16 protein-coding genes are annotated in these 22,468 nt (G+C 35.5%); 7 read left to right on the forward strand and 9 right to left on the reverse strand.

The features are described 5' to 3' along the window. Position 1: 1 nt before the first annotated feature. From EG339_RS03400 to EG339_RS03410, 3 genes are read right to left on the reverse strand one after another with little or no spacing between them, the layout of a single operon-like run. Positions 2 to 1,219, reverse strand: coding sequence for a glycosyltransferase family 4 protein (locus tag EG339_RS03400; RefSeq protein ID WP_123868875.1), 1,218 nt, complete (start codon positions 1,217 to 1,219; stop codon positions 2 to 4). A gap of 9 nt (positions 1,220 to 1,228) precedes the next feature. Further along, positions 1,229 to 1,879 (reverse strand): glycosyltransferase, encoded by a 651-nt coding sequence (locus EG339_RS03405; protein ID WP_123868876.1) that lies wholly within the window; start codon positions 1,877 to 1,879, stop codon positions 1,229 to 1,231. Continuing rightward, positions 1,876 to 2,679, reverse strand: coding sequence for a glycosyltransferase family protein (locus EG339_RS03410; protein WP_123868877.1), 804 nt, complete (start codon positions 2,677 to 2,679; stop codon positions 1,876 to 1,878). The genes EG339_RS03405 and EG339_RS03410 overlap by 4 nt, the downstream gene beginning before the upstream one ends. A 251-nt stretch (positions 2,680 to 2,930) precedes the next feature. Between EG339_RS03410 and gltX the strand changes: the two genes are divergently transcribed. After that, the gene (gene gltX / locus EG339_RS03415) at positions 2,931 to 4,439 is read left to right on the forward strand and encodes a glutamate--tRNA ligase (RefSeq protein WP_123868878.1); all 1,509 of its coding nucleotides are present in this window, start codon (positions 2,931 to 2,933) and stop codon (positions 4,437 to 4,439) included. Between the two features lie 49 nt (positions 4,440 to 4,488). Beyond that, the gene (locus tag EG339_RS03420; RefSeq protein ID WP_066695461.1) at positions 4,489 to 5,445 is read left to right on the forward strand and encodes an acetyl-CoA carboxylase carboxyltransferase subunit alpha; all 957 of its coding nucleotides are present in this window, start codon (positions 4,489 to 4,491) and stop codon (positions 5,443 to 5,445) included. A gap of 195 nt (positions 5,446 to 5,640) precedes the next feature. Here the strand turns inward: EG339_RS03420 and EG339_RS03425 are convergent, their stop codons facing one another. From EG339_RS03425 to EG339_RS03445, 5 genes are read right to left on the reverse strand one after another with little or no spacing between them, the layout of a single operon-like run. Beyond that, positions 5,641 to 6,786: a hypothetical protein gene (locus EG339_RS03425; RefSeq protein ID WP_123868879.1), complete on the reverse strand. Its 1,146-nt coding sequence runs from the start codon at positions 6,784 to 6,786 to the stop codon at positions 5,641 to 5,643. Positions 6,787 to 6,823: 37 nt separating this feature from the next. After that, on the reverse strand, positions 6,824 to 7,396 hold the full coding sequence (locus EG339_RS03430; protein ID WP_123868880.1) for a DUF6705 family protein: 573 nt from the start codon (positions 7,394 to 7,396) through the stop codon (positions 6,824 to 6,826). A 37-nt stretch (positions 7,397 to 7,433) separates the two neighbouring features. Beyond that, entirely contained in the window at positions 7,434 to 8,021 is a 588-nt protein-coding gene (locus tag EG339_RS03435; RefSeq protein ID WP_123868881.1) for a hypothetical protein, read from the reverse strand. 37 nt (positions 8,022 to 8,058) lie between these two features. Beyond that, positions 8,059 to 8,643 (reverse strand): DUF6705 family protein, encoded by a 585-nt coding sequence (locus EG339_RS03440; RefSeq protein WP_123868882.1) that lies wholly within the window; start codon positions 8,641 to 8,643, stop codon positions 8,059 to 8,061. 19 nt (positions 8,644 to 8,662) lie between these two features. Next, a complete protein-coding gene (locus EG339_RS03445) occupies positions 8,663 to 9,739 on the reverse strand; it encodes a hypothetical protein (protein ID WP_123868883.1) in 1,077 nt (358 codons plus the stop codon). A 437-nt stretch (positions 9,740 to 10,176) separates the two neighbouring features. Between EG339_RS03445 and EG339_RS03450 the strand changes: the two genes are divergently transcribed. Beyond that, positions 10,177 to 10,560, forward strand: a complete 384-nt coding sequence (locus tag EG339_RS03450; protein ID WP_164466406.1) for a helix-turn-helix transcriptional regulator — start codon at positions 10,177 to 10,179, stop codon at positions 10,558 to 10,560. Positions 10,561 to 10,620: 60 nt separating this feature from the next. Here EG339_RS03450 and EG339_RS03455 read toward each other — a convergent pair whose 3' ends face one another. After that, complete coding sequence (locus EG339_RS03455) at positions 10,621 to 11,385, reverse strand: DUF6759 domain-containing protein (protein WP_123868885.1); 765 nt, start codon at positions 11,383 to 11,385, stop codon at positions 10,621 to 10,623. Between the two features lie 143 nt (positions 11,386 to 11,528). Between EG339_RS03455 and tsf the strand changes: the two genes are divergently transcribed. The 4 genes from tsf (at position 11,529) to EG339_RS03475 (ending at position 22,290) form a co-directional block, all read left to right on the forward strand. Beyond that, a complete protein-coding gene (tsf, locus tag EG339_RS03460; RefSeq protein WP_123868886.1) occupies positions 11,529 to 12,353 on the forward strand; it encodes a translation elongation factor Ts in 825 nt (274 codons plus the stop codon). 251 nt (positions 12,354 to 12,604) lie between these two features. Continuing rightward, positions 12,605 to 15,892, forward strand: a complete 3,288-nt coding sequence (locus EG339_RS03465; protein WP_164466407.1) for a gliding motility-associated C-terminal domain-containing protein — start codon at positions 12,605 to 12,607, stop codon at positions 15,890 to 15,892. Positions 15,893 to 15,970: 78 nt separating this feature from the next. Continuing rightward, positions 15,971 to 18,781, forward strand: a complete 2,811-nt coding sequence (locus tag EG339_RS03470; protein WP_123868888.1) for a T9SS type B sorting domain-containing protein — start codon at positions 15,971 to 15,973, stop codon at positions 18,779 to 18,781. 113 nt (positions 18,782 to 18,894) lie between these two features. Continuing rightward, positions 18,895 to 22,290, forward strand: a complete 3,396-nt coding sequence (locus EG339_RS03475) for a T9SS type B sorting domain-containing protein (protein WP_164466408.1) — start codon at positions 18,895 to 18,897, stop codon at positions 22,288 to 22,290. The last annotated feature ends 178 nt before the right edge of the window (positions 22,291 to 22,468 follow it).

A 22,468-nucleotide genomic window follows, 5' to 3' on the forward strand; every position in this document is an offset into this window, starting at 1 on the left:
TCTATTCTAATATTTTGTTATATATATTAATATGCTCTTCTACAGTCTTTTCCCAAGAAAATTCCTTTGCCCTTTCAACAGCTTTTTGAGCATAATCCGAGCGGTACTCATCATCGTGATACAGCTTCCAGATTACTTCAGATAATGCATTCCCATCTTTGGGATCAAGCAGTATACCAGCATCACCAACCACTTCCGGCAATGATGAAGTATTTGAAGTAACGGTTGCAATACCACACTGCATAGCTTCCAATGGCGGAAGCCCAAACCCTTCATAGAAGGACATATAATAAAATGAATTAGCCTGGCTATAAACAGGAGCCAAATCTTCATCAGGTATTCTTCCTGTAATAATAATCTTTTCTTTCAGATCTCTGGCATTTTCATATTCTTCAAAAATCTTATCATATTGCCAGCCTTTTGCCCCTACCAAAACAAGATTTAAATCATGAATATTATATTTCGTTATGGCCGTGATAAATGATCGAATCAGATGATCTATATTTTTACGTGGTTCTAACGTACTTAAACTTAATATATATTTCTCAGGAAGATTATACTTTTTCCTAACCAGGTCATTCCTTTCCTTGCTTACACTTGGATAAAATATCTCAGGAGAAGCGGCAAGTCTGCTTACAAAAACTTTTTTCGGATCCAGATAGGGAGCATACTCAAGCAAATCTTTTCGGGTATTCTCAGAAACACATATGGCATAATTATTTTTCCCGATACTTTTGATTATATTCTCCAGAAGTTTTGTATTGTCATTATACTCTGGATATAAAATAGGAATCAAATCATGAATTGTAACAACTTTTCTTAGATGAGGAAATTCCTCTAAACTCTTATGAATAGGGTAATACACGGAATGATATATCTGAGCATCCTGAATATCTTGACCATAACTGATTTTGTAATCCGAAATCCCTAATTTATCATATAGTTTTCTAAAAGGTTTTTCTTTCCGGAAAGGAATAAACTTTATCCTGTCGCAGTTATTTGCTTTTTTAATGACAAGCTGATGATCATCAAGAAAACGCTCTATTTTTTTATGGGTTTCTTTATGATTGTTAAAATTAAAATTAGAATAGGAAAACTCTATTTTTTTATCCGAAATAAGACGTTTAAACAATTCATAAGCCACCCTGAATATTCCGGTTTGATTAATTTTATAAGAATTACCAATAACTTCAATATCAAAAATAAGTTTTATCTTCATGAAAAATATTTATAGGGTATCGTAAAAAGCATTCTGTTTTTTTTGCCTGCTCATTTCTTTTATATGAACAAGGCAATAATCTTCATTTTCTGTTGGCAATTCTTTCAGCCTGGTATAATTAACCAGTACTTCATGAATTTTATTTTGCCAACGAATATTTTTATTTAACTTAAACAATCTGGTTTGGAAATCCGGAAAGTTAATATAATTATTACTGTCTATTTTCCAATTCCATTTTTCAATATATTCTTCTGTAATGCCGTTTACAATATTAATCCTTGGAACCACAAAGCAATCACTCTTTCTGTTTTTAAATAAAAATTTTTTCAGATTTTTAATCAATTTTTCTTTGGGATACTCATCAGCATCTATCTGAAAAATATATTTAGAAGAGGCCTTTTCAAGAAGCTTATTCTTAAAAGTAGCAAAATCCCCATTCAATTTTGCTTCTATTTTAATAATATTGTCATAATTTTCCAGCAATTCTGACACTTCTTTGTTTTTATTCGTTATATCCTGAAGAACAATTACTTCATCATTTTTATCAATCAAAGGCAAAAGAACATTCAATAAATTTTTCAACTCATTGACTTCGTCATTAACAGTAATTCCATAGGAAACCGTAATAAATTTACTGGAAAAGCTTGAAAGTATATTCATAATTTATTATAGATTATAGGGTAATTACCTGAAAAATGAGTAAAGTAATTTTGGTTCATGATCTCTTTAACATATTTCCTGTATTCTTTCGTGGGATAAAAGCAATTCCCTGTTTTTTTGTAATAATACCTTCTGAAAAATTTCGGAATCTTTTTTTCTGCATTTTCGATTTTATTTCCTTTTTCAGTACCTTTTATTTTATATAAAATTTGAGTATTAAAAGCTATAGGTAAAGCTTCAAACCAATTATTAATCTGTGAAAAATAGGCAAAAGGGGCCTCTTCAAAGCTATTCAGATTACCTTGGTTATGCTCTGAAAAATAATAATCCTTAAAAAAACCAGCCACTTTTGGGGGTCTGCAAATAAATACTCCACCATTAATACTTCCCTGTAATGAAGGATGAGCTTCAAAATGACGGTCTTGAAAATAAATTTCATCAGTTTCCTCCAATATCCTTGGAATATGCTTCCATGTTTTGTTGAATTCTACAGTCCCTCTGGGATCTAACACAGCCCCAAAGTATTTATCTTCAGGGAGATAATCAAAAATAGAGGGTGCATTGTCTGAAATAATAATATCTAGATCTAAAAAAAGAATCATCTCATAATCTACTGCTTCTGCGGGAATCAATAATTTTTGAGAAAGAAGTGGCCGATAGAAAGTTTCATCCAAAGGCTTATCAATAATCTTTAGATCTGCTCCACACTTTATAGCGTAATTTTCAAATTGAGCTCTATTTTTATTGTACATTTTCTCATATTTCTCTCCTACAATAAAAAGGAAGATGGCTTTTTTCATTAATACAATAAATTTATAATCTACAAAAATACATTTTTAATGAGAACACCATTGTAAATATAAAAAATATGTTTAAAAAGATTTTACTACCGAGTGCTTACCCAATAGAAATCTATTTTATTATAAAGGCACTATTTTAAGTGAATGCTGCTTTAAATATTTGAATACTGATTTTAACAGAGTAAACCTTCTACACTTTGAAGCAGTTTATAAACCATATTTTAAGTAAATTTGCAAAAATTTTAATTGAAATGGAGAAAGTAAGAGTACGTTTTGCTCCAAGTCCTACAGGACCTTTACATTTGGGAGGCGTAAGAACCGCATTATATGATTACCTTTTTGCAAAAAATCAAGGGGGAGAATTTGTATTGAGAATTGAAGATACAGATACCGCAAGATATGTAGAAGGAGCTGAAGAATACATTGAAGAAGCTTTAGAATGGTGTGGAATCATCCCGGATGAAAGCCCTAAGAAAGGAGGGAAATTTGCCCCTTACAGACAGTCTGAAAGAAGAGACATTTATGACAGATATACAGAACAGATCTTAAAAACAGATTATGCCTACATCGCTTTTGATACTGCAGAGGAACTGGATGCCGTTCGTGCAGAATATGAAGCAAGAGGTGATGTTTTCTCTTACGATAATAAAACCCGAAACCGTTTAAGAAACAGCCTTGCCCTTTCTGAAGAGGAAGTTCAGAAACTTCTGGATGAAAAAACGCCTTATGTGGTAAGATTCAAAATGCCTGTAGACAGGGTATTGAATCTTGAAGACATCATCCGTGGAAAATCTGCTGTGAATACCAATACTTTAGATGATAAGGTTCTGGTGAAAAATGACGGAATGCCAACTTACCACTTCGCCAACATCATTGATGATCACGAGATGGAAATTACTCACGTAATCCGTGGAGAAGAATGGTTACCATCTTTAGGATTACATACTTTACTATATGAAGCAATGGGCTGGGAGGCTCCACAGTTTGCACACCTTTCACTAATTCTGAAACCCGAAGGCAAAGGAAAATTGAGTAAAAGAGACGGTGATAAATTCGGATTCCCGGTATTCCCGCTTGATTTCAAAGATCCAGTAACAGGTGTTGTTTCCAAAGGTTACAGAGAAAACGGATACCTTCCTGATGCCTTCATCAATATGGTAGCATTATTAGGATGGTCTCCTGCGGATGATAAAGAAATTCTTTCCCTTGAGGAGATGGCTAAAGAATTTGACCTTCATAAAGTTCACAAAGCAGGAGCAAGATTCAGCAAAGAGAAAGCAGAGTGGTTTAACCACCAATATCTTCAGATGAAATCAGATGAAGAACTTCTTGAAATGCTTAAAAGCTCTGGTCTTGACCTTTCCAATGCTTCAGATGAAAAACTATTAAAAGTAATTCCTCTGATGAAGGAAAGAGCTACTTTCCCGAAAGATATCTATGAAAACGGAAAATTCTTCTTTGAAGCTCCAACCTCTTACGATGAGAAAGCATCTAAAAAAGCATGGAATGACGAAACATCTGCTATTTTAGGAGAATTGGCTGCAACATTTGAATCTACAGAATTTGTTGCTGAGACATTAAAGCAAACCATGCATGATTTCGCCGAAAATAAAGGCTTGGGAATGGGTAAAGTAATGATGCCGCTTCGTTTATCTTTGGTAGGAGAACTGAAAGGGCCAGACGTTCCGGACATCCTGGAAATCATTGGAAAAGAGGAAAGTATCGCCAGAATAAGCAATGCTATAAATAATTTTAAATAGAATTACCATAATTTTTCATACATTTGAAAGATTTAATTTACTTCAAGAAATGGAATATTTAAGTTTCGAACTTCCTATCAAAGAATTGATGGATCAATACCAGACGTGTTCTTTAGTAGGAGAAGAAAGTGGTGTTGATGTAAAATTAGCATGCAGCCAGATTGAGGATAAGATTTTAGAGAAGAAAAAAGAAATCTATGGAAATCTTACACCTTGGCAAAGAGTACAACTGTCCCGTCATCCGGATCGTCCTTATACATTGGACTATATCCATGGAATGGCAGACAAAGGCAGTTTCTTAGAACTTCATGGAGACAGAAATTTCGCTGATGATCCGGCAATGATTGGAGGATTGATTACCCTTGATGGTCAGAGAGTGATGATCATAGGGACTCAGAAAGGAAGAACAACTAAGGAAAGACAGCACAGACGATTCGGGATGCCTAATCCTGAAGGATACAGAAAAGCTTTAAGACTGATGAAGCTTGCTGAGAAATTCAACATTCCTGTAGTAACTTTAGTAGATACACCGGGAGCTTATCCAGGATTAGAAGCTGAAGAAAGAGGACAAGGTGAAGCCATTGCAAGAAATATCTTTGAAATGGTTCAGCTTAAAACGCCGATCTTCACTTATATCATAGGAGAAGGAGCCAGTGGTGGAGCATTAGGAATAGGTGTAGGTAATAAAGTATATATGTTAGAAAATACATGGTATACTGTAATTGCACCGGAAAGCTGCTCTTCTATTTTATGGAGAAACTGGGATCACAAGGAAGATGCTGCTAATGCATTAAACCTTACTCCGCAGGATGCATTAAGAGAAAAGTTCATTGACGGAATTATTGAGGAACCCCTTGGAGGTGCTCATTATGATCAGGAAACCACTTATCTGAACTTGAAAAATTCTATTTTACAAAATATCAAAGCTTTCGCCAAATTTACAGGACAGGAGCTTGAAACCCAGAGACAGGATAAATTCATTGCGATGGGGCAGTTTAAAGGATAAAAAATAAAAAAGGTTAAGAAAATTTCTTAACCTTTTTTTACTTTAGTCCCGTACTGAAACTAATCGACTTATTTCAGGACAGGACACTTTTAAAAATTAAAGCGGAATATATAGCCCCGCTTTAATCTGAAATCATTTAAAATACATTGATGCGATTTTTAGAACCCCTTCAGAATTTCTGAGGGGGGAATTTTATTAGTAATACTCGATTTTTCTGACCCATTTATATAAATCTTTTCCATCTACATTTTTAATAATTTCTGTCCAGTTTTTTTGCTTATCAAACTTATATTTGAAAATAACTACCGTTGGTTCTGTTTTTTTATCACTCTCATCTAGATAAAATATTTTAGCTATATAGTTATCTTTATATTCAAATCGGATATCATACCAAATAGTATTATTGTAGTGTGTCGTTCTTCTTTCTAATTTTTGATCTTTGGTATAAGCATAAGTGGTAGACATAGTTTTTTCATAATTACCATCTTTTTCTTCGGTGATTATTTTACCGTTTCCAAGTATAGTATAATAATGATACTTCCCATCTTTAATTTCAGTTCTCTGTATTAGATTTCCGGATTTATCATATTCATATTTCATATGCTTGTTTAAAAATATTTTTTTGTTATCATAATCAAGTTTATGGTCGAAAGATTTTGATTCAATTACCCTATATTGATTATCATAAATTTTTACACAATTTAGTTTCTTATGATAAATGGAATCTTTAACCTCAGTATAAGAACGCTCACCTACCTTTTTCCAAATTTCATTTGTAATTGCAAAAATGCTGTCAGTTTTTGTTAGAGTATCAAATTTAGTTACATACAGAGGCCTGAAACTTTCACGATTGCTTATATATTTTTCCATAGGCTCATCCTTAATTTTGTAGTAAGTTTCTTTAAAGTTTGGAGTTTTATTGTTTCCATTATAAAAATAATGAGAAGATGATTCTGAGTATTTGCTTTTCCTTTTTTCCTCAATTAATCTATTCAGACTATCAAATGTATAATCATAATCATCAACAATTTCTCCTGATTTGTAATACCATGTTTCTTTAGTTATATTCCGATTTTTATCATAGTAAGTTTCATTATTTATATATCGGCAGAAATCTGTTTCAAACCATGTCTCTCGCATTCTGCTTCTTAGGTTTTTTGGAGTCATGATTACAGCATGACCATATTCATCATCACCCTTCATAAAGATAAATGGACCAGAATTATTTAGAAAAACTACGTATTCTTTTACGAATTTTGGTTTCCCTAAAATTGAATCTTTTATAACTTGAGAGTTAAAACAAGCGGATAAAAAAATTAAGATAAATAGTATTTGTTTCATATTTCATCATTTGAAAAAGCCTCCGAAGAGGCTCTATTTATTGTTTTGTAAAAATCAAATCCTTTGTTTCAGGAAGGTAAATATTAATATCTGTTCCTGGAGGGCACTTGCTGCTGTCAAGAACAATATCATTGGGTTTATATTGCCATGACAATTGTGTGGAATTTATTTTTTTTAATATAATTTTTCCCCAACCGACACCACAATTAGTTCCGCTATAACTCATTATAACAGAATTTTGATTGGGTCTTGTGCCAATACTATACAATTCAATGTTGGGAATAGTATTATTTTTTGTGTCCTGTACAATTGTACCAATTGAATTTTTAACAATGTATTTTATTACTAAAGCATCTCTATAAAAATTCTTTTGTAATCTTTTTGTCGGTTTATCTTCTTCTTTAGTTATATATAAGGTAATTTCTTTTCCCTGAAAATTAGCTCTATAAATTCCTATATATGGAGTGAGCTCATTATTAGTATCTTTTACATGGGCATTGTGAGGAATATCTGCCATACTAATATTCAACGGTAACGTTTGCGCTTTACAAGACAAAAAGCTTATAAAAAGGCTAAAAATTATTGTTGTTTTGATATTTATTGTTTTCATATTTCATCATTTGAAAAAGCCTCCGAAGAGGCTCTATTTATTGTTTTGTAAAAATCAAATCTTTTGTTTCAGGAAGGTAAATATTAATATCTGTTCCTGGTGAGCACTTGCTATCATCAAGAATAATATCATTAGGTTTATATTCCCATGAAAGATGTGTTGAATTTATCTTTTTTAGAATTATTTTTCCCCATCCAACATTGCAATTTGTTCCTCTATAATTAAATATGGCTTTATTTCCGCTATCGGCAACCCATTGACTGTAAATCGTATGAGTATATTGATTTGTTTGAAAATTCATATTCTGAGTATCTTGCAAAATATTTCCTGTAGAATTTTTAACAATGTATTTTATAGATAAGACATCTCTGTATATTTTTTTATCTCCTAAGTCGAAATATTTATCATTTTCTTTAGTGATGTATAATATAATTTGCTTTCCATTGTAAGATGATGTGTATTGCCCAATATAGGCTTGTAATTCATTATTTGTATCTTTTAAATATGATAGATTAGGTACATTATCTACAGCAGTGCGAAGTGGAAATGTCTGTTGGGCCTTACAAGATAAAAAGCTTATAAAAACACTAAAAAGTATTGTTGTTTTGATATTTATTGTTTTCATATTTCATCATTTGAAAAAGCCTCCGAAGAGGCTCTATTTATTGTTTTGTAAAAATCAAATCCTTTGTTTCAGGAAGGTAAATATTAATATCTGTTCCTGGAGGGCACTTGCTGCTGTCAAGAACAATATCATTGGGTTTATATTGCCATGATAATTGTGTGGAATTTATTTTTTTTAAATAAATATCACCCCATCCAACTCCACAATTAGTACCACCATAATAAAAAATTACTGCATTTTGTGAAGGTCTAGTCTTAGTGCTATATATAGTAAAACGAAGTTGATTTGCTGGTAAATTCATATTCTGCGTATCTTGAAGAACTACTCCAGAAGAATTTTTCACAATATAGTTTATTGATAAAACATCCTGATAATACTTTTTTACTTTTAAATCAAAGAATTTATGATTTTGTAAACTAATAAATAAAGTAATTTCATTACCACCAAAATTTGCTTTATAAGTTCCAACATAGGGTGGAAGCTCATTATTTAAGTCTTTTAAATATGAATTATCGGATAACTTCATGTAAGAAGAGTTTAGTGGATATTCTTGCGCTTTACAAGACAAAAAGCTTATAAAAAGGCTAAAAATTATTGTTGTTTTGATATTTATTGTTTTCATATTTTATTATTTGATTTTATTACGGACAATTTGTTGAAGTTGGTTGATTTTTGTTATCTAGGCTAATATTTTTTACAAAATCTTTTACAGAATCACTACTTTCAATTCTTTGGAGATTGACTTTTCCTGCTAATCCCATATTTTTTAATGTTTCAAAAAAAAGTTTTTCCACGCCTAAATTATTTATTGAACCGTCACCATTCATATAAGTCATTCCATTTTGTGATTCATCGGTTAAATCACTTTCTGTATCTTTATAAATTTTCACATACGCATCTAAATCGGTTTGTGAAAAAGTTTTTAAAGCATCATTATAACTTCCGTTAAACCAAGCTACATAATGCATGCCGTTGGGAGCAACCATTCCCACAAAAGCTTTCGTAGGGTCTCCATAATTCCCCTGTGCTCTTGCAAAACCTAATAACTGATCTACATCTGGCGGTGATAACATTGGTATTCCTGTTGGAGTGTGATTGTGATATCCGCCTGCATAACCTGTTTTATCTCCAAAGTTTACAGAATGATCTCCACCTGGGATCTCATTGGATGGAGTTCCGTCTGCTTTAATTTTATAGCCATTTTCTCCTCCTTGTGTAGATTTTGCTTTTAGGGCATCTATAGCAGGTTTTGTTTTAGCATCATTTACAAGACTTTTTGTTTTATCACAAGGATTTTGTGATGTTTCGGGATTATCAGGATTACTCCCTCCATCACAGTTTCCATATACCCCACAACCTCCACCAATTACTCCCGGATCCCCTCCACCAGGGTTGGCTCCTGGAAGATAAAGATTGGGGGCTCCTTTTGGCCCACCAGGCTTGGGAACTGTAATCACAACTTCTCCGGTATCACATGGCTCTTCTCCTGTATGTCCGCAGTTACCACCTCTACCCATTGCTTGCTCTGTAAGCATCTTTTTATTATAGGCCAGGCGAAACAGATTAATGATATCCTTGTAATAAGCATCTTGAGAATCCATTCTCCAGAATTCTAATTCGGTTTCCTGGTTTTTAAGAATACCAACTTCTATTCCAATGATTTCTTTTCCTTTCGCTACCGGATAAAGTATCCAACGCTCATGATCATTTTTCATCATCAATTCCTGGGAGCGGATGCCCAGCTCCACATATTCTTCAGAAATAGTTTTTCCAAGAGGCCTGCTTTTCAGAAGTGTTCTTTTTGTATAGGCGGTAGCATGTATACTGTCGTATTTTTCAAGAAGGATTTTGTACCCCGGGAATAATTTACAGGTTCTCCGTTCCGGGAAGTGAAAACCTGGAACCTGTTCACGGTTTGCATAGGGCTGGAGGCCACTTCGTCCTCTGTTCTACAGGAAAGTAATGAAAAGGCAATGGTTCCCAAAATGGCAACCCTAAACACTAAATTTTTCTTCATAAGCATTTGTATCTTTATTCATTAAATATAAATAATTTTTCCAAAACTAATGAATTATCTTATACCTCCATGCCCTATTTCTGATGCACCTTATATTTAAAAAATAAATTATATTTGTTCTATTCAAATATAGAAGCCGTGAATACAACCATTGGAAAAAGAATAAGAAAGTATAGAGAAGAGAAAAGCTTATCACAGGAAGAACTGGCTGAAAAACTGCATATTTCCCGTTCAACATATCAAAGGATAGAAAATGGGGAGACTAATTCCTGGATCAATCATATCGAAAATATCTGTACTACATTGGATGTAAGTATGGAGGATATCTTAAAACCAGAAGAAGGATATACACAGATAAATAGTAATAACACTGAACAAACTAATGATAATGGAGGCGGTGTGATCCAAAATCAAACTAACAATTATAATACTTCGGAAAAATTAATTGAACAATACGAAGAGCGTATCAAAGAATTGAAACAACAGGTAGAATTCTGGAAAAGCAAAGCGGAAAGTAAATAAATAATAAAAAGACTGCCTCATTTTTGAGGCAGTCTTTTTTTACTTTAGTTTTCTTCTTCATTAATCAGCAACATTAAGAGCAATCTCAACATCCTGAGTAATTTTCTTCAGTGAAGAATATTTGGCATCACACACCATGGTAGTCAACACATATTCTCCTTTATCTATTAAAATAAAGTTTTCTCCTTTGGCAGGAACACTTAAATTATAATACTTTTTACCGCTTATTTTTACGATCAGATTACAGCTTGACCTGTTTTTAATGTTGATATACGCTTCATTCTTATTAATATCATTATTAAAAAGGTGTGTAAGCATGGCTGCCGTTTTTTTATTGGCTTCACTTGGCTCAGATTTAACCGAAGACCCGGCACTTTTTACAGCTCCTGTTGAAGCATAGTGTGCCAGCCTTTCTTCTTTTAATGCGTTGATAGCATTATTTACTTTATCTGTATTCTTGGCATTATTTGATGTGGATACTTTATTGGCTGCAATTACTTTACCACTGTTCAGCTCATTATTCTTAACGATGTTTTCAATTTTTTCTTTGCTGATGGGCTTTATAGTAGGCTTCGCCTCGGGTGAATTATCTGCCATAATAATTTCCATCAGCCTTTTTTTAAAGAAGTCTGTTCGCGCATGCCCGGGATTTTGCTTAATGAAACCAGCGATCACTCTTGTCTCTTTTGAGGTCTCTGCTTCCTGCTCCGTGTAAATAATCACGGTTTCTTTTTCCACAACAGCCTTAGATTTTGTTTTTTTCTTTTTCTGAGAAAAACCAAGAGCAAAAATGCATACAAAAAGGAGAAGGAAGATTTTTTTCATTAATCGGATCTTTAAAATAATACTAAATATATTAATAACGTGAAAAGTCGTTTTTTAGTTTATCATTAAAATCATTATCTTTGCACTGCTTTAAAATTAAGCTAAAAATTAATACTAATCTTAAATAAAAAATAATAGATATTATGTCTTATACACCAGTTGCTGCAGACGTAGCTAAATTAAGAAACCAAACAGGTGCAGGTATGATGGACTGCAAGAAAGCTCTAGTTGAAGCTGAAGGAGACTTCGAAAAAGCGGTAGATATCCTTAGAAAAAAAGGACAAAAAGTTGCTGCTAACAGAGCTGACAGAGAATCTACTGAAGGAGCTGTAATCGCAAGAGTAAATGAAGATAACACTTTAGGTGCTATTATCTCTCTAAACTGCGAGACTGACTTCGTTGGTAAAAATGAAGCTTTCATCGAGCTAGCATACGAATTAGCTGAAATGGCAATCTTTGCTGCTACTAAAGAAGAATTATTAGCTACAGATTTCCACGGAATGACTGTTGCTGATAAATTAATTGAGCAGACAGGTGTTATCGGTGAGAAAATCGAAATTGGTACATTCGAAAGAATTGAAGGACCATTCCTAGGAGCTTATATCCACGCTGGAAATAAAATTGCTGCTATCACTTCTCTTTCTGCAAAAGTAGACGGAGCTGATGAGGTTGCTAAATCTGTTTCTATGCAAGCTGCTGCAATGAACCCAATTGCTCTTGACGAAACTAAAGTTTCTCAAGAAACTATTGACAAAGAATTAGAGATCGAAAGACACAAACTTACTGAAGAAGGTAAGCCTGCAAACATCATCGATAATATCTTGAAAGGTAAAATGCAGAGATTCTACAAAGACAACACTTTAGTACACCAGGATTTCATTAAAGATTCTAGTATGTCAGTTGCTGATTATGTAAAATCTGTAAACCCAGACCTAAAAGTAACAGGATTCATAAGAGTAAGCTTATAGTCCAGCTTTTAAAATATATCATCCCGGTGAATTTTTTCACCGGGATTTTTTTATGGTTTCACATTCGCAAATATGAACACAAAATGAAGCAAATTTTAAATATTCAACAATTATACAACAAACCCAAAAAGCAAGCTTTTTTTCTATAAAATTATGATTATTAATACTTAAATTTGCGGCCCTTATAGTAACGCATGAAAAAAATTCTACTCGCTTTTTGCACTTTTTTTTGTTTATTGATAAATGCACAATTGGATACTGAGCACTGGTTTGCTCCTATGTCTGCAAGTAATCTTCTGGGTACCCCTAAAGGCTATCTTTACCTCTCTACTAATGAAACAGTACCTTTTGCAGTGCAAATCTCAAATAACAATAATGTAATAGCCACAGTACAGCTAAGCAAAGGAAATCCCGTAATACAGTCTATTTCCAACAATATGATGATTGCTTCTGCATCATCAAGCCTCTTTACACCTGTTTCAATGGGATTACATGTTAAAGGCAATAAGAAGTTTTTTGCCAGCTACAGGTTTGTAGTGAAGGATCAGGCAGAATTTATTACTTCAAAAGGGCTAGCCGGCCTTGGGAAAAATTTCTTTGTAGGAGTAGCTCCCAATACCTCAGCCAAGCCTTATGTAAACTCAACTATCGGAATTACAGCTACTGAGGATAATACTACCGTAACCTTATCCGGATATAATCAGAACGTAGTTTTCTCCGATTTAGTATCTGCACCATCAAGAACTTTTACCATCAATAAAGGTAAATCATACATCATTGAAGCACAGAGCGACCTTAATCCCAACAACTTAAAAGGTTTAGTAGGCGCAAAAATTGTTGCAGATAAACCTATATCTGTAACCAATGGTAATTTTAACAGCATCTATACTACAAAGAACAGTACCAATGTTGATGTATTGATGGACCAGGCGGTTCCTGTTGAAAGATTGGGAAAAGATTTCGTAATGGTAAAAGGAAACGGGCCGGCAAACTCAGGTATGGAAGCCGCTTTAGTAATTGCCACAGTAAACAATACCAAGCTTACAGTAAACGGAAATCTTCTAAATGCTGTTACTCTTAATGCAGGAGACCATTATTTAGTACAGGGGACCAATTACGTCAGCCAGGCTAACGGAAACTATAATATGAGCATTTCCGCGAATAATAATGTATACGTTTACCAGCTTCTCGCAGGAACTTCCACCGGAAATGTATATGCTACAGGAGGCATGAACTTTATCCCGCCTCTAAGCTGTTTCCTTCCAACAGAGATCAATGAAATTGCATCTATTAATGAAATAGGAACCGATTCTTTTAATGCAAGACTTAATATTATTACCCAAGCCGGAGCCACCGTAACAGTTAACGGAAACCCGATTACAGCTTACGGACCAGCTCCTGTAACCGGAAATATTAATTGGGTTACCTACTCTATCCCCAATGTAACCGGAAATGTTACCGTGAAATCAACTAAACCTGTCACTGCAGGGATTGCAGCAGGAGACGGTGCTGTAGGATATGGCGGATATTTCGCAGGGTTTTCCTCCATTCCGGTAATTACTAAAACGGGGGATTGCTACAATGGAGTGCTTTTACAGGTAGAACCTGGCTATGATGTATATAAATGGTACCGTAACGGTGTTGAAATTGTTGGTGCTACAACGCCTGCCATCAATCCTGACTCTTACGGATCCGGGATCTATACATGTGAAATAACCAAAAGCAGCTGTGAAAAAAGGCTTACTGCAGAATATGATTATACAACCTGCCCGCCTATTACAACCACAACATATGATATTGGTTCATGCAGCACGCAAGTAATTACTCCCGCATTCAGCAGTTCTACCCAAACTGTAGTTCCGGCCAACACAAATATCATTGTGCAGCCAACTCATGGAAGTGTTTCCATCAATCCGGCAACAGGACTGATCACTTATACTCCTAATGCAGGGATGACAACAGATTTCACAGACACTTTCACTTATTATATTCAGGGGAATGGAACACCTGCTACTTTTGAATATTTTAAAATTATAGTAAATACTCATGTTCTGAAAGTAACTAATGATGTTATGTTTTCTTGTGCAGATACTAATGGTAACGGTACTTACAACCTGAAGACAGCCAGTATTACAACAACTCCCGGGACTACAATAGCCTATTTCACCAATGCCAATCTAACCGGGCCTATTGCCAATCCGTTAAACTATACCGGCCCTGCCGGAAATGTATATGCCAATGTAACGTCTTATGGATGTTCTCAAGTAGCTACTATTACTTTAAATACATTTCCAAGGCCTGTTATCAACACCGCTAATTTCAATGCAAATAATTGTGGGGATGCAGCTGATGGAAGTGCACATGTTAACTTTAACAATGTTACTCCACAGATTGTAGCCAATTCTGCTATTTTTACAGTAAGTTATTACCTTAATCAGGCTGATGCTATTGCAGGAAACAGCAATACGCTTCCTGCCAACTGGGCTTACACAGCCAATACCACAGTGTATGTAAGAGCTACAGGGAATACAGGGAGTTGTCCGGCAGTTTTAGGACAGATCAATTTTACGATAGGAAATAAAGTCCCTCTAATTACAAATATTGCCCAAGCTGATGTTTGTGATAATGACATTAACGGTTCAGAAGCTATAAATCTGAATGATTATAAAGGACTGTTCACTATTGACCCAGCTGTCGTTTTATCATTCTACGCTTCAGCAGCCGATGCACAGTCAGGAACTAACCCAATCTCAGCGTCCCAGACGCTTACTTCTTCAGGAGGTATTTATTATGTAAGATTCCAAAGTAATACAGCATGTGCTAATACGGGAACCTTAACCCTTATTTTAAAAATACCTAAAAAATCTACTACTCTTCAAGATCATACGATCTGTTCCACTGATAAAATTCTTTTGGATGCAGGACCTGGATTCTCATCCTATTTATGGAGTAATGGCGCAACTACTTCAAGTATCAGTGCTTCTGCCGGAAATTATTATGTAGATCTTGGATTTAACGGATGCGTATACCGCCAATATGTAAAAGTTAACACCGCTCAGTCTCCTGTTATTTCAAAAATAGAAGTTTCCGGTACTACGGCAACAGTGTATGTAACAGGCGGAACCCCACCTTACAGGTATTCATTAAATGGTTTTGATTATCAGTCTTCCAATATTTTCACAGGATTATCCAGAGGTACTCATACTGTGTATGTATTAGGCTCAGACGGATGCCGTTATGTAACCAAAAACTTCCTGATTGTTAATATTATCAATACGATCACGCCCAATGGAGATGGTATCAATGATGTCCTGAATTATTCAGAATTAGGAATAAAACAAAATGTTTCCATAGAGGTTTCAGACCGGTATGGAAACCCGGTGTATAAATCTTCTGACAAGAATTATATCTGGGACGGAAAATCAAATGGAAGAAGTCTCCCTACGGGAACTTATTGGTATGTTATAAAATGGATTGAACCAGACACCCAATTACCAGTTTCATATTCAGGATGGCTTTTGATTAAAAATAGAGAATAATTTTAAACATTTATTTACATTTTATTAAAAGTATTTGATTTTTTATTTTAATTTTGTGGAAATCCTAATTCCATACACATGAAAAGATTTCTACTCAGTTTGGTATTAATTATTTTTACGATTAATACCCTTTTCGCGCAAAGGGATACTGAACACTGGATTGCACCTTACTATGCAACTGTTACCGGTTATAAAAATAAGGTGTATTTATCTACAGATTCTCCCACTCCTTTTGACGTACAAATATTCAACAACAATACACTTAAAGGTACTGTTACTATCGCTAAAGGCGATCCAAAAACATTTGATGTAGATGAAGACCTTATTTCTGCAAAAGGAACTACTGATGCCTTTGTTGTGGGGACAAAAGGACTCTATTTGAAAGCAGAAAAACCTTTTTATTGTAGCTTAAGGCTGGCACAATCCGCTCATGGTGAAGTTATTACCAGTAAAGGAAAAGCTGGTATAGGTAATAAATTTTACGTGGCTACCAGCCCTAATACAAGGGAAAGCAGCGCAAGCACGGATAATTTCACTGCGGGTATTCTGGCCACCGAAGATAACACTGCGGTTACTGTAAGCTGGAATACTGCGGGGCTAAAATTCATCAATGGAAATCCTCCTGCCCAAAGCCATTCATTTGTATTAAATAAAGGACAGTCTTTTATTTTTGCAGGTAAAACAGATGATGCATCTGTTAATAATAATGGCTTCATTGGTGCTAAGATTGTTACCACTAAACCAGTAACTCTTACCAACGGAAGCTGTAATGGTAACTTTACTACCGAACCAAGTGGTTCTGATCCTATCCTGGACCAATCTGTACCTGTTGACAGACTTGGGAATACATTTGCAATAGTGAAAACCAGATCCGAAGACCCTGACCTGAATATGGAAGGCGGACTTATTATTGCTACAGAAGACAATACACAAATATACATCAACGGATCATCTACTCCTGTTGCTACCAGAAATGCAGGAGGATGGTATAGAATTAACGAAACAAGCTATGTAGCTCAGGGTGGCGGAACTCACTCTAATATGTTTATTTCTACATCCAAGAATGCATACCTTTACCAATTCGTTGGAACAGACAGTGATGCAACCAACGGATTCAATTATATTCCGCCATTGAACTGTTTCTTGCCAAGAAAAATTGATGAGATTGGTAAGATCAATGAAATGCCGGGTATTTCCAGTTCAGATATCAAATTAAAACTTAATATATTAACTGAAGTTGGGGCAACTGTATTAGTGAATGGGGTTCCTCCTACTGCAGCCCAGGGGCCATACGCTTTGACAGGGAATACACAATGGGTAACTTATTCACTAGAGAATTTCCCTCCTAATCTTACCATTACTTCTACTAAAGCAGTAACTGCAGGAATTAACGGGGGATACAGCACAGCCGGATATGGCGGATATTTTGCCGGATTCTCATCAATTCCTGTAATTGCTAAAAAAACTGGAGATTGTGTTCCCGGAATTATTCTTCAGGTAGATGATACTTACGATACTTACCAATGGTTCCTTAACGATGCAGCCATTCCTGGGGCAACCACTTACACGTATACGCCAACACAACCTGGTTATTATACTGTAAAGGTAACAATGGGAGCATGCCAGTCACTTACAACACCTGTTTACAAAGTAGTCAACTGTTTAATTAAGACGACTAAAGAAGAACCAGCTTGTTCTACTAAGATTATTACCCCAAAATTCACCTCTTCTACACAGAATCCGGTGATAAGTACTATAAAAATCCTTACGCCTCCAACTAATGGAACTGCTGTCATAAACCCGGATGGTACTATTACTTATACGCCGAAACCTAATTTTGAAGGAACAGATAAAATTGTTTATACATTCTGTGGTGACTCTGCAGATTTCATGGACTGTGAAGAGGTTACCCTGAACCTTACAGTTGTACCTTTCATTGTGAAAGATGCTACAATTAAGGCTTGCTGGTATGATGTAGCTCCTTATGCTTATTTTGATCTTACAAAAGCTAATGTTACTGACTATGGAAATGCAATAAAAAAGTACTACCGTACATTAAAAGATCTTACAGCAGGAATTAACGAAATTACCACACCAGAGAATTTCCCTTCAACAGGAGGACTCGTATATGTGAAAGTTACTACTGAACAGGGATGCTCTGCTACTGCTAAAATTGAACTTATTCCTCTTCCTATCAAGAAATCTCCTATCCTTGTAGATAAATACATCTGTATTGATGACAAAACAGATCTGGATGCAGGATCCGGATATGATTCTTATCAATGGAGCACAGGAGCAACTACTTCTGGAATCAGAGGAGTGGGAGTAGGTGAATACAGCGTAATTCTTGAGAAAAACGGATGTTTCCTTACACAGGTAGTAAGAGTAAGAAAAGCAGTTGATCCTGTTATTCAACAAATTGAAATTAACAATACGACTGCTACCGTAATTGTTGCAGGCGGCAAAGCACCTTATAAATATTCCGTGGATGGAAGTACAAACTGGCAGGATTCTAACTCTTTCAAAGGACTAAGCAGAGGCCAGCATAAATTCTACGTAAAAGATGCCTACAACTGTACTCCTATTTCAGCAGAAATTACAGTTCCTAATCTATTGAATGCCATTACTCCGAACGGAGATAACATCAATGATTATATTGACTACAGTGATCTTGCTTATAAAGACAACCTTAGCTTTGTAGTGTATGACAGATATGGAAATATGATATTTACCGGAAATAAATTCAACAACTACAAGTGGGACGGAAGACATTTCGATAAAAAACTTGTAACGGGTACATACTGGTATCACGTTTCCTGGAATGAATCTAACAAAGAAAAAACAGAGATAAAATACACAGGTTGGATTATGGTAAAAAACAGAGAATAATCAACCAGATTTATAACTTTCAAAACCACGATTTTAAAATCGTGGTTTTTTTATTTTATTTTCAATACTTCAATGCTTTTTATTATTAAATTTGTGATAAATACCATCACTGAATGAAGAAAATTCTATCTTTTTTATTTATATTCTATATATTCACCTCTACTTTTGCACAATTAGACAGAGAACATTGGTTTGCCCCAATGATAGATAGGTCAGGCGCTTCTTCTCCGTATCAGAAACTTTATCTGTCCACCAGCCGGACAACGCCGTTTCCGGTGAATATCTACAACAATAATGTTCTGATCGGAACAGTAAATATCAGCAAGAACAATCCTCAGAAATTTGATGTTTTAAGAAGTTACATCATCACAACCCAGCAAACAGATTTATTTACCCCCACCACGAAAGGATTATATCTGAAGGCAGAGTTTCCCTTTTATGCAAACCTGAGATTCTCAGTATTCAACCATGCGGAAATCATTACCTCTAAGGGCATCCCGTCAACAGGAAAAACATTTTTTGCAGCATCAGTGCCTATCAGTGTAAATAATTCTATTCTGAATTTTATGACCAGCATACTGGCTACAGAAGATAATACTACTGTTACCGTTACCGGCTACAGCCCGCTAGTACAATTCTCAAACGGAACTACAGGGGCTACCAATCCTACTCTAAATATTACTTTAAACAAAGGACAATCTTATATTATTGATGGTATTGGAAACAACACAGGAAACTTTGATGGGTTTATTGGAGCTAAAATCACCTCAAACAAACCGATTAATGTTACCAATGGAAACTTTAACGGCCAGTATGCAGGAAACTTCCCCACGAGTTCTGATATTTTAATGGACCAGGCTGTACCTGCTGACAGACTTGGAAGTGAATTTGCTCTCGTTAAAGGTAATGGAAGTATTGGAGCCAATATGGAAGGAGCTGTGGTTATTGCTACCCAGGACAATACCCAGATCTATGTAAATGATGAATTAGCACCCATTGCCACACTGAATACCGGCAAATACTTTGTGATTCCGGATACTAAATACAGTCTTCAGGGCGGAGGCCATTATAACCTGTATATCAAAACCTCCAAAAATGCCTATGTTTATCAGATCCTGGCAGGAGATTCAAATACAGCGAGTGAAGTAGCTACGGGAGGGTTCAATTTTATTCCTGCTTTAAACTGCTATCTTCCCAAACAGATTAATGAACTGGGCCTTATCAACGAAAATTTTGTTCATTCCAATGCAAATCCTTCAGGAATTCTTACTATTCCGACAAAATTGAACCTTATTACAGAAAAAGGAGCAATAGTTACTATAAACGGGGGTACTCCGCCAGCCTCTACAGGACCTTACAATATGACAGGCACCAACAACTGGGTTACTTATGGCATCCCCAATATTACAGGTACAGTTACAATAGTTTCCAGTAAAGCTATTACTGCGGGAATTACAGCTGGAAGTGATGCGGTAGGATATGGAGGCTTCTTTGCGGGCTTTCCTACACAACCTGTTATTTTAAAATCCGGAGGCCCTTGCGTTCCTGGCATTGAACTCACTGTAGACCCCATTATTTATGATACCTATCAGTGGTACAGAAACGGAATTGCTATTTCAGGGGCTAACAGTGCTTCTATTACTCCTGCTCAATCAGGATATTATACCTGTTCTGTAACAATGGGAAGCTGTGCTCCTTTGGTTACTGAACAATTCAAAGTTACCAATTGTGCAAAACTGACTACTGCAACCTATGATGTTTGTACTTCACAATCCATTACTCCTACCTTCAGCACTTCAACCCAAATTCCTGTTCCCTCTACCGTTGCCATCACTACTCCACCAGCATTGGGTACAGCCGTAATAAACCCTACAACCGGAGTCATTACCTATACGGTCAATACTCCCGGCACAGCAGGCACGGATACATTTACCTATACTTTCTGTGGAAATGATCCTGATTTCCCGGACTGTGAAACGGTAACCGTGAATATCAATATTAAAGCCATTGTTGCTACCAATGCAGTACTATTTGCCTGTGATGTAAACGGAAAAGGGACATTTAACCTTACAACCGCCAGTGTAACAACCAGCAGTTCTGTAACAAAAACATACTATCCTACCCTGGCAGACGCACAAACAGAAAACCCGGCAGCTTTAATTACCTCTCCAAATATTTATTCAGCAGCAAATGGTACCATTGTATATGCTGTTCTTAAAAATACTCTTGGATGCAAAAGCATTGCTCAAATAACTCTTTCTTTTTATAATAAAGCTGTGGTACCTGATAATTATAATGGTGCATTCTGTGACGATAATTTCGATGGGACCGTAAATATCAACCTTTCTAACATTACCCCTATTGTCCTTAACACCCCAAACTATTTTACTGTTAGATACTATGCCAATTTAACAGATGCCAACGCGGGAAATGCCAATACCCTGCCCAATAACTGGAGCTATACTACAACTACGACAATTTATATCAGAGTAGATTCTCCTGACGGCTGCACCCCTGTCATTAAGCCTTTAAAATTCAGTATTGGAGATAAAATAAAATTAGCCAGCCAATCCGTAACAGAAAATGTATGTGACGATGACCTGGATGGAATCAAAACGGTAAACCTCGCCCAGTTTATTCCTATGTTTATTTTAGACCCAGCCGTTACTTTTACTTTTCATGGAAGCTTAGCTGATGCGCAGAATAATATTAACCCATTAGCCGCTACAGTAAATATTACAACATCACAAACATTCTATATCCGTTTCGAAAAAAACGGAAGCTGTCCGGAAGTGGCTTCCATTAAAATCACTATTAAAATCCCTAAAACGTCTGCATTGCTTACAGATCAAATGATTTGCCCTAAAACGACAACTACACTGGATGCAGGACCTGGATTTGATAAATATTTGTGGAGCACCGGAGCAACCTCTCCTTCCATCACTAATGTACCAGCCGGAAACTATTGGGTAGAGCTTACCTCTAACGGATGTACCTATAAACAGAATATAAACGTTACTGAATATACAATCCCAGCCATTACTTCCATTGAAATTGACGGAACAACTGTAAAAATTGGGGTAAGTGGAGGTAACCCACCTTATGAATACTCTTTGGATGGGGTTATATGGCAAACTTCAAATACTTTTTATGATGTACCAAGAGGTCCTCATTATGTGGTGGTAAGAGACTCAAAAATGTGCAGGGAAGTGAAAAAGGAATTTGCTATTATTAACCTTATCAACACCATTACTCCAAATGGAGATGGGCGTAACGAAACAATAGACTATTCGGCATTAATGTCTCACGATAATCTTGTATTCAGGATTTTTGACCGATATGGGGCTGAACTTTTCAGAGGCACCCGCGAAAACCGTTACATCTGGGATGGAAGAGTTGGAGGCAGATATACCCCTACAGCTACCTATTGGTATTTTATAAGCTGGACAGAATTTGGCTCCTCAGTTTCAATAAAATATTCAAGCTGGCTGTTGGTAAGGCACAGATAAAACAGATTAAAAGGCTGAAAGAAAGTGATATTCCTTCAGCCTTTCATTATATATTTCGATTAGAATATAGATTAAACATACATTTATAACATTCATTAACAATTTAATACTAAAGTTTAATATAACTTTAACCACTATTCTTTATCTAACTAAGCACAAATTGCTGTATTTCTATGTA

The sequence above is a fragment of the Chryseobacterium bernardetii genome (genome assembly GCF_003815975.1).
Classification (GTDB): Bacteria; Bacteroidota; Bacteroidia; order Flavobacteriales; family Weeksellaceae; genus Chryseobacterium; species Chryseobacterium bernardetii.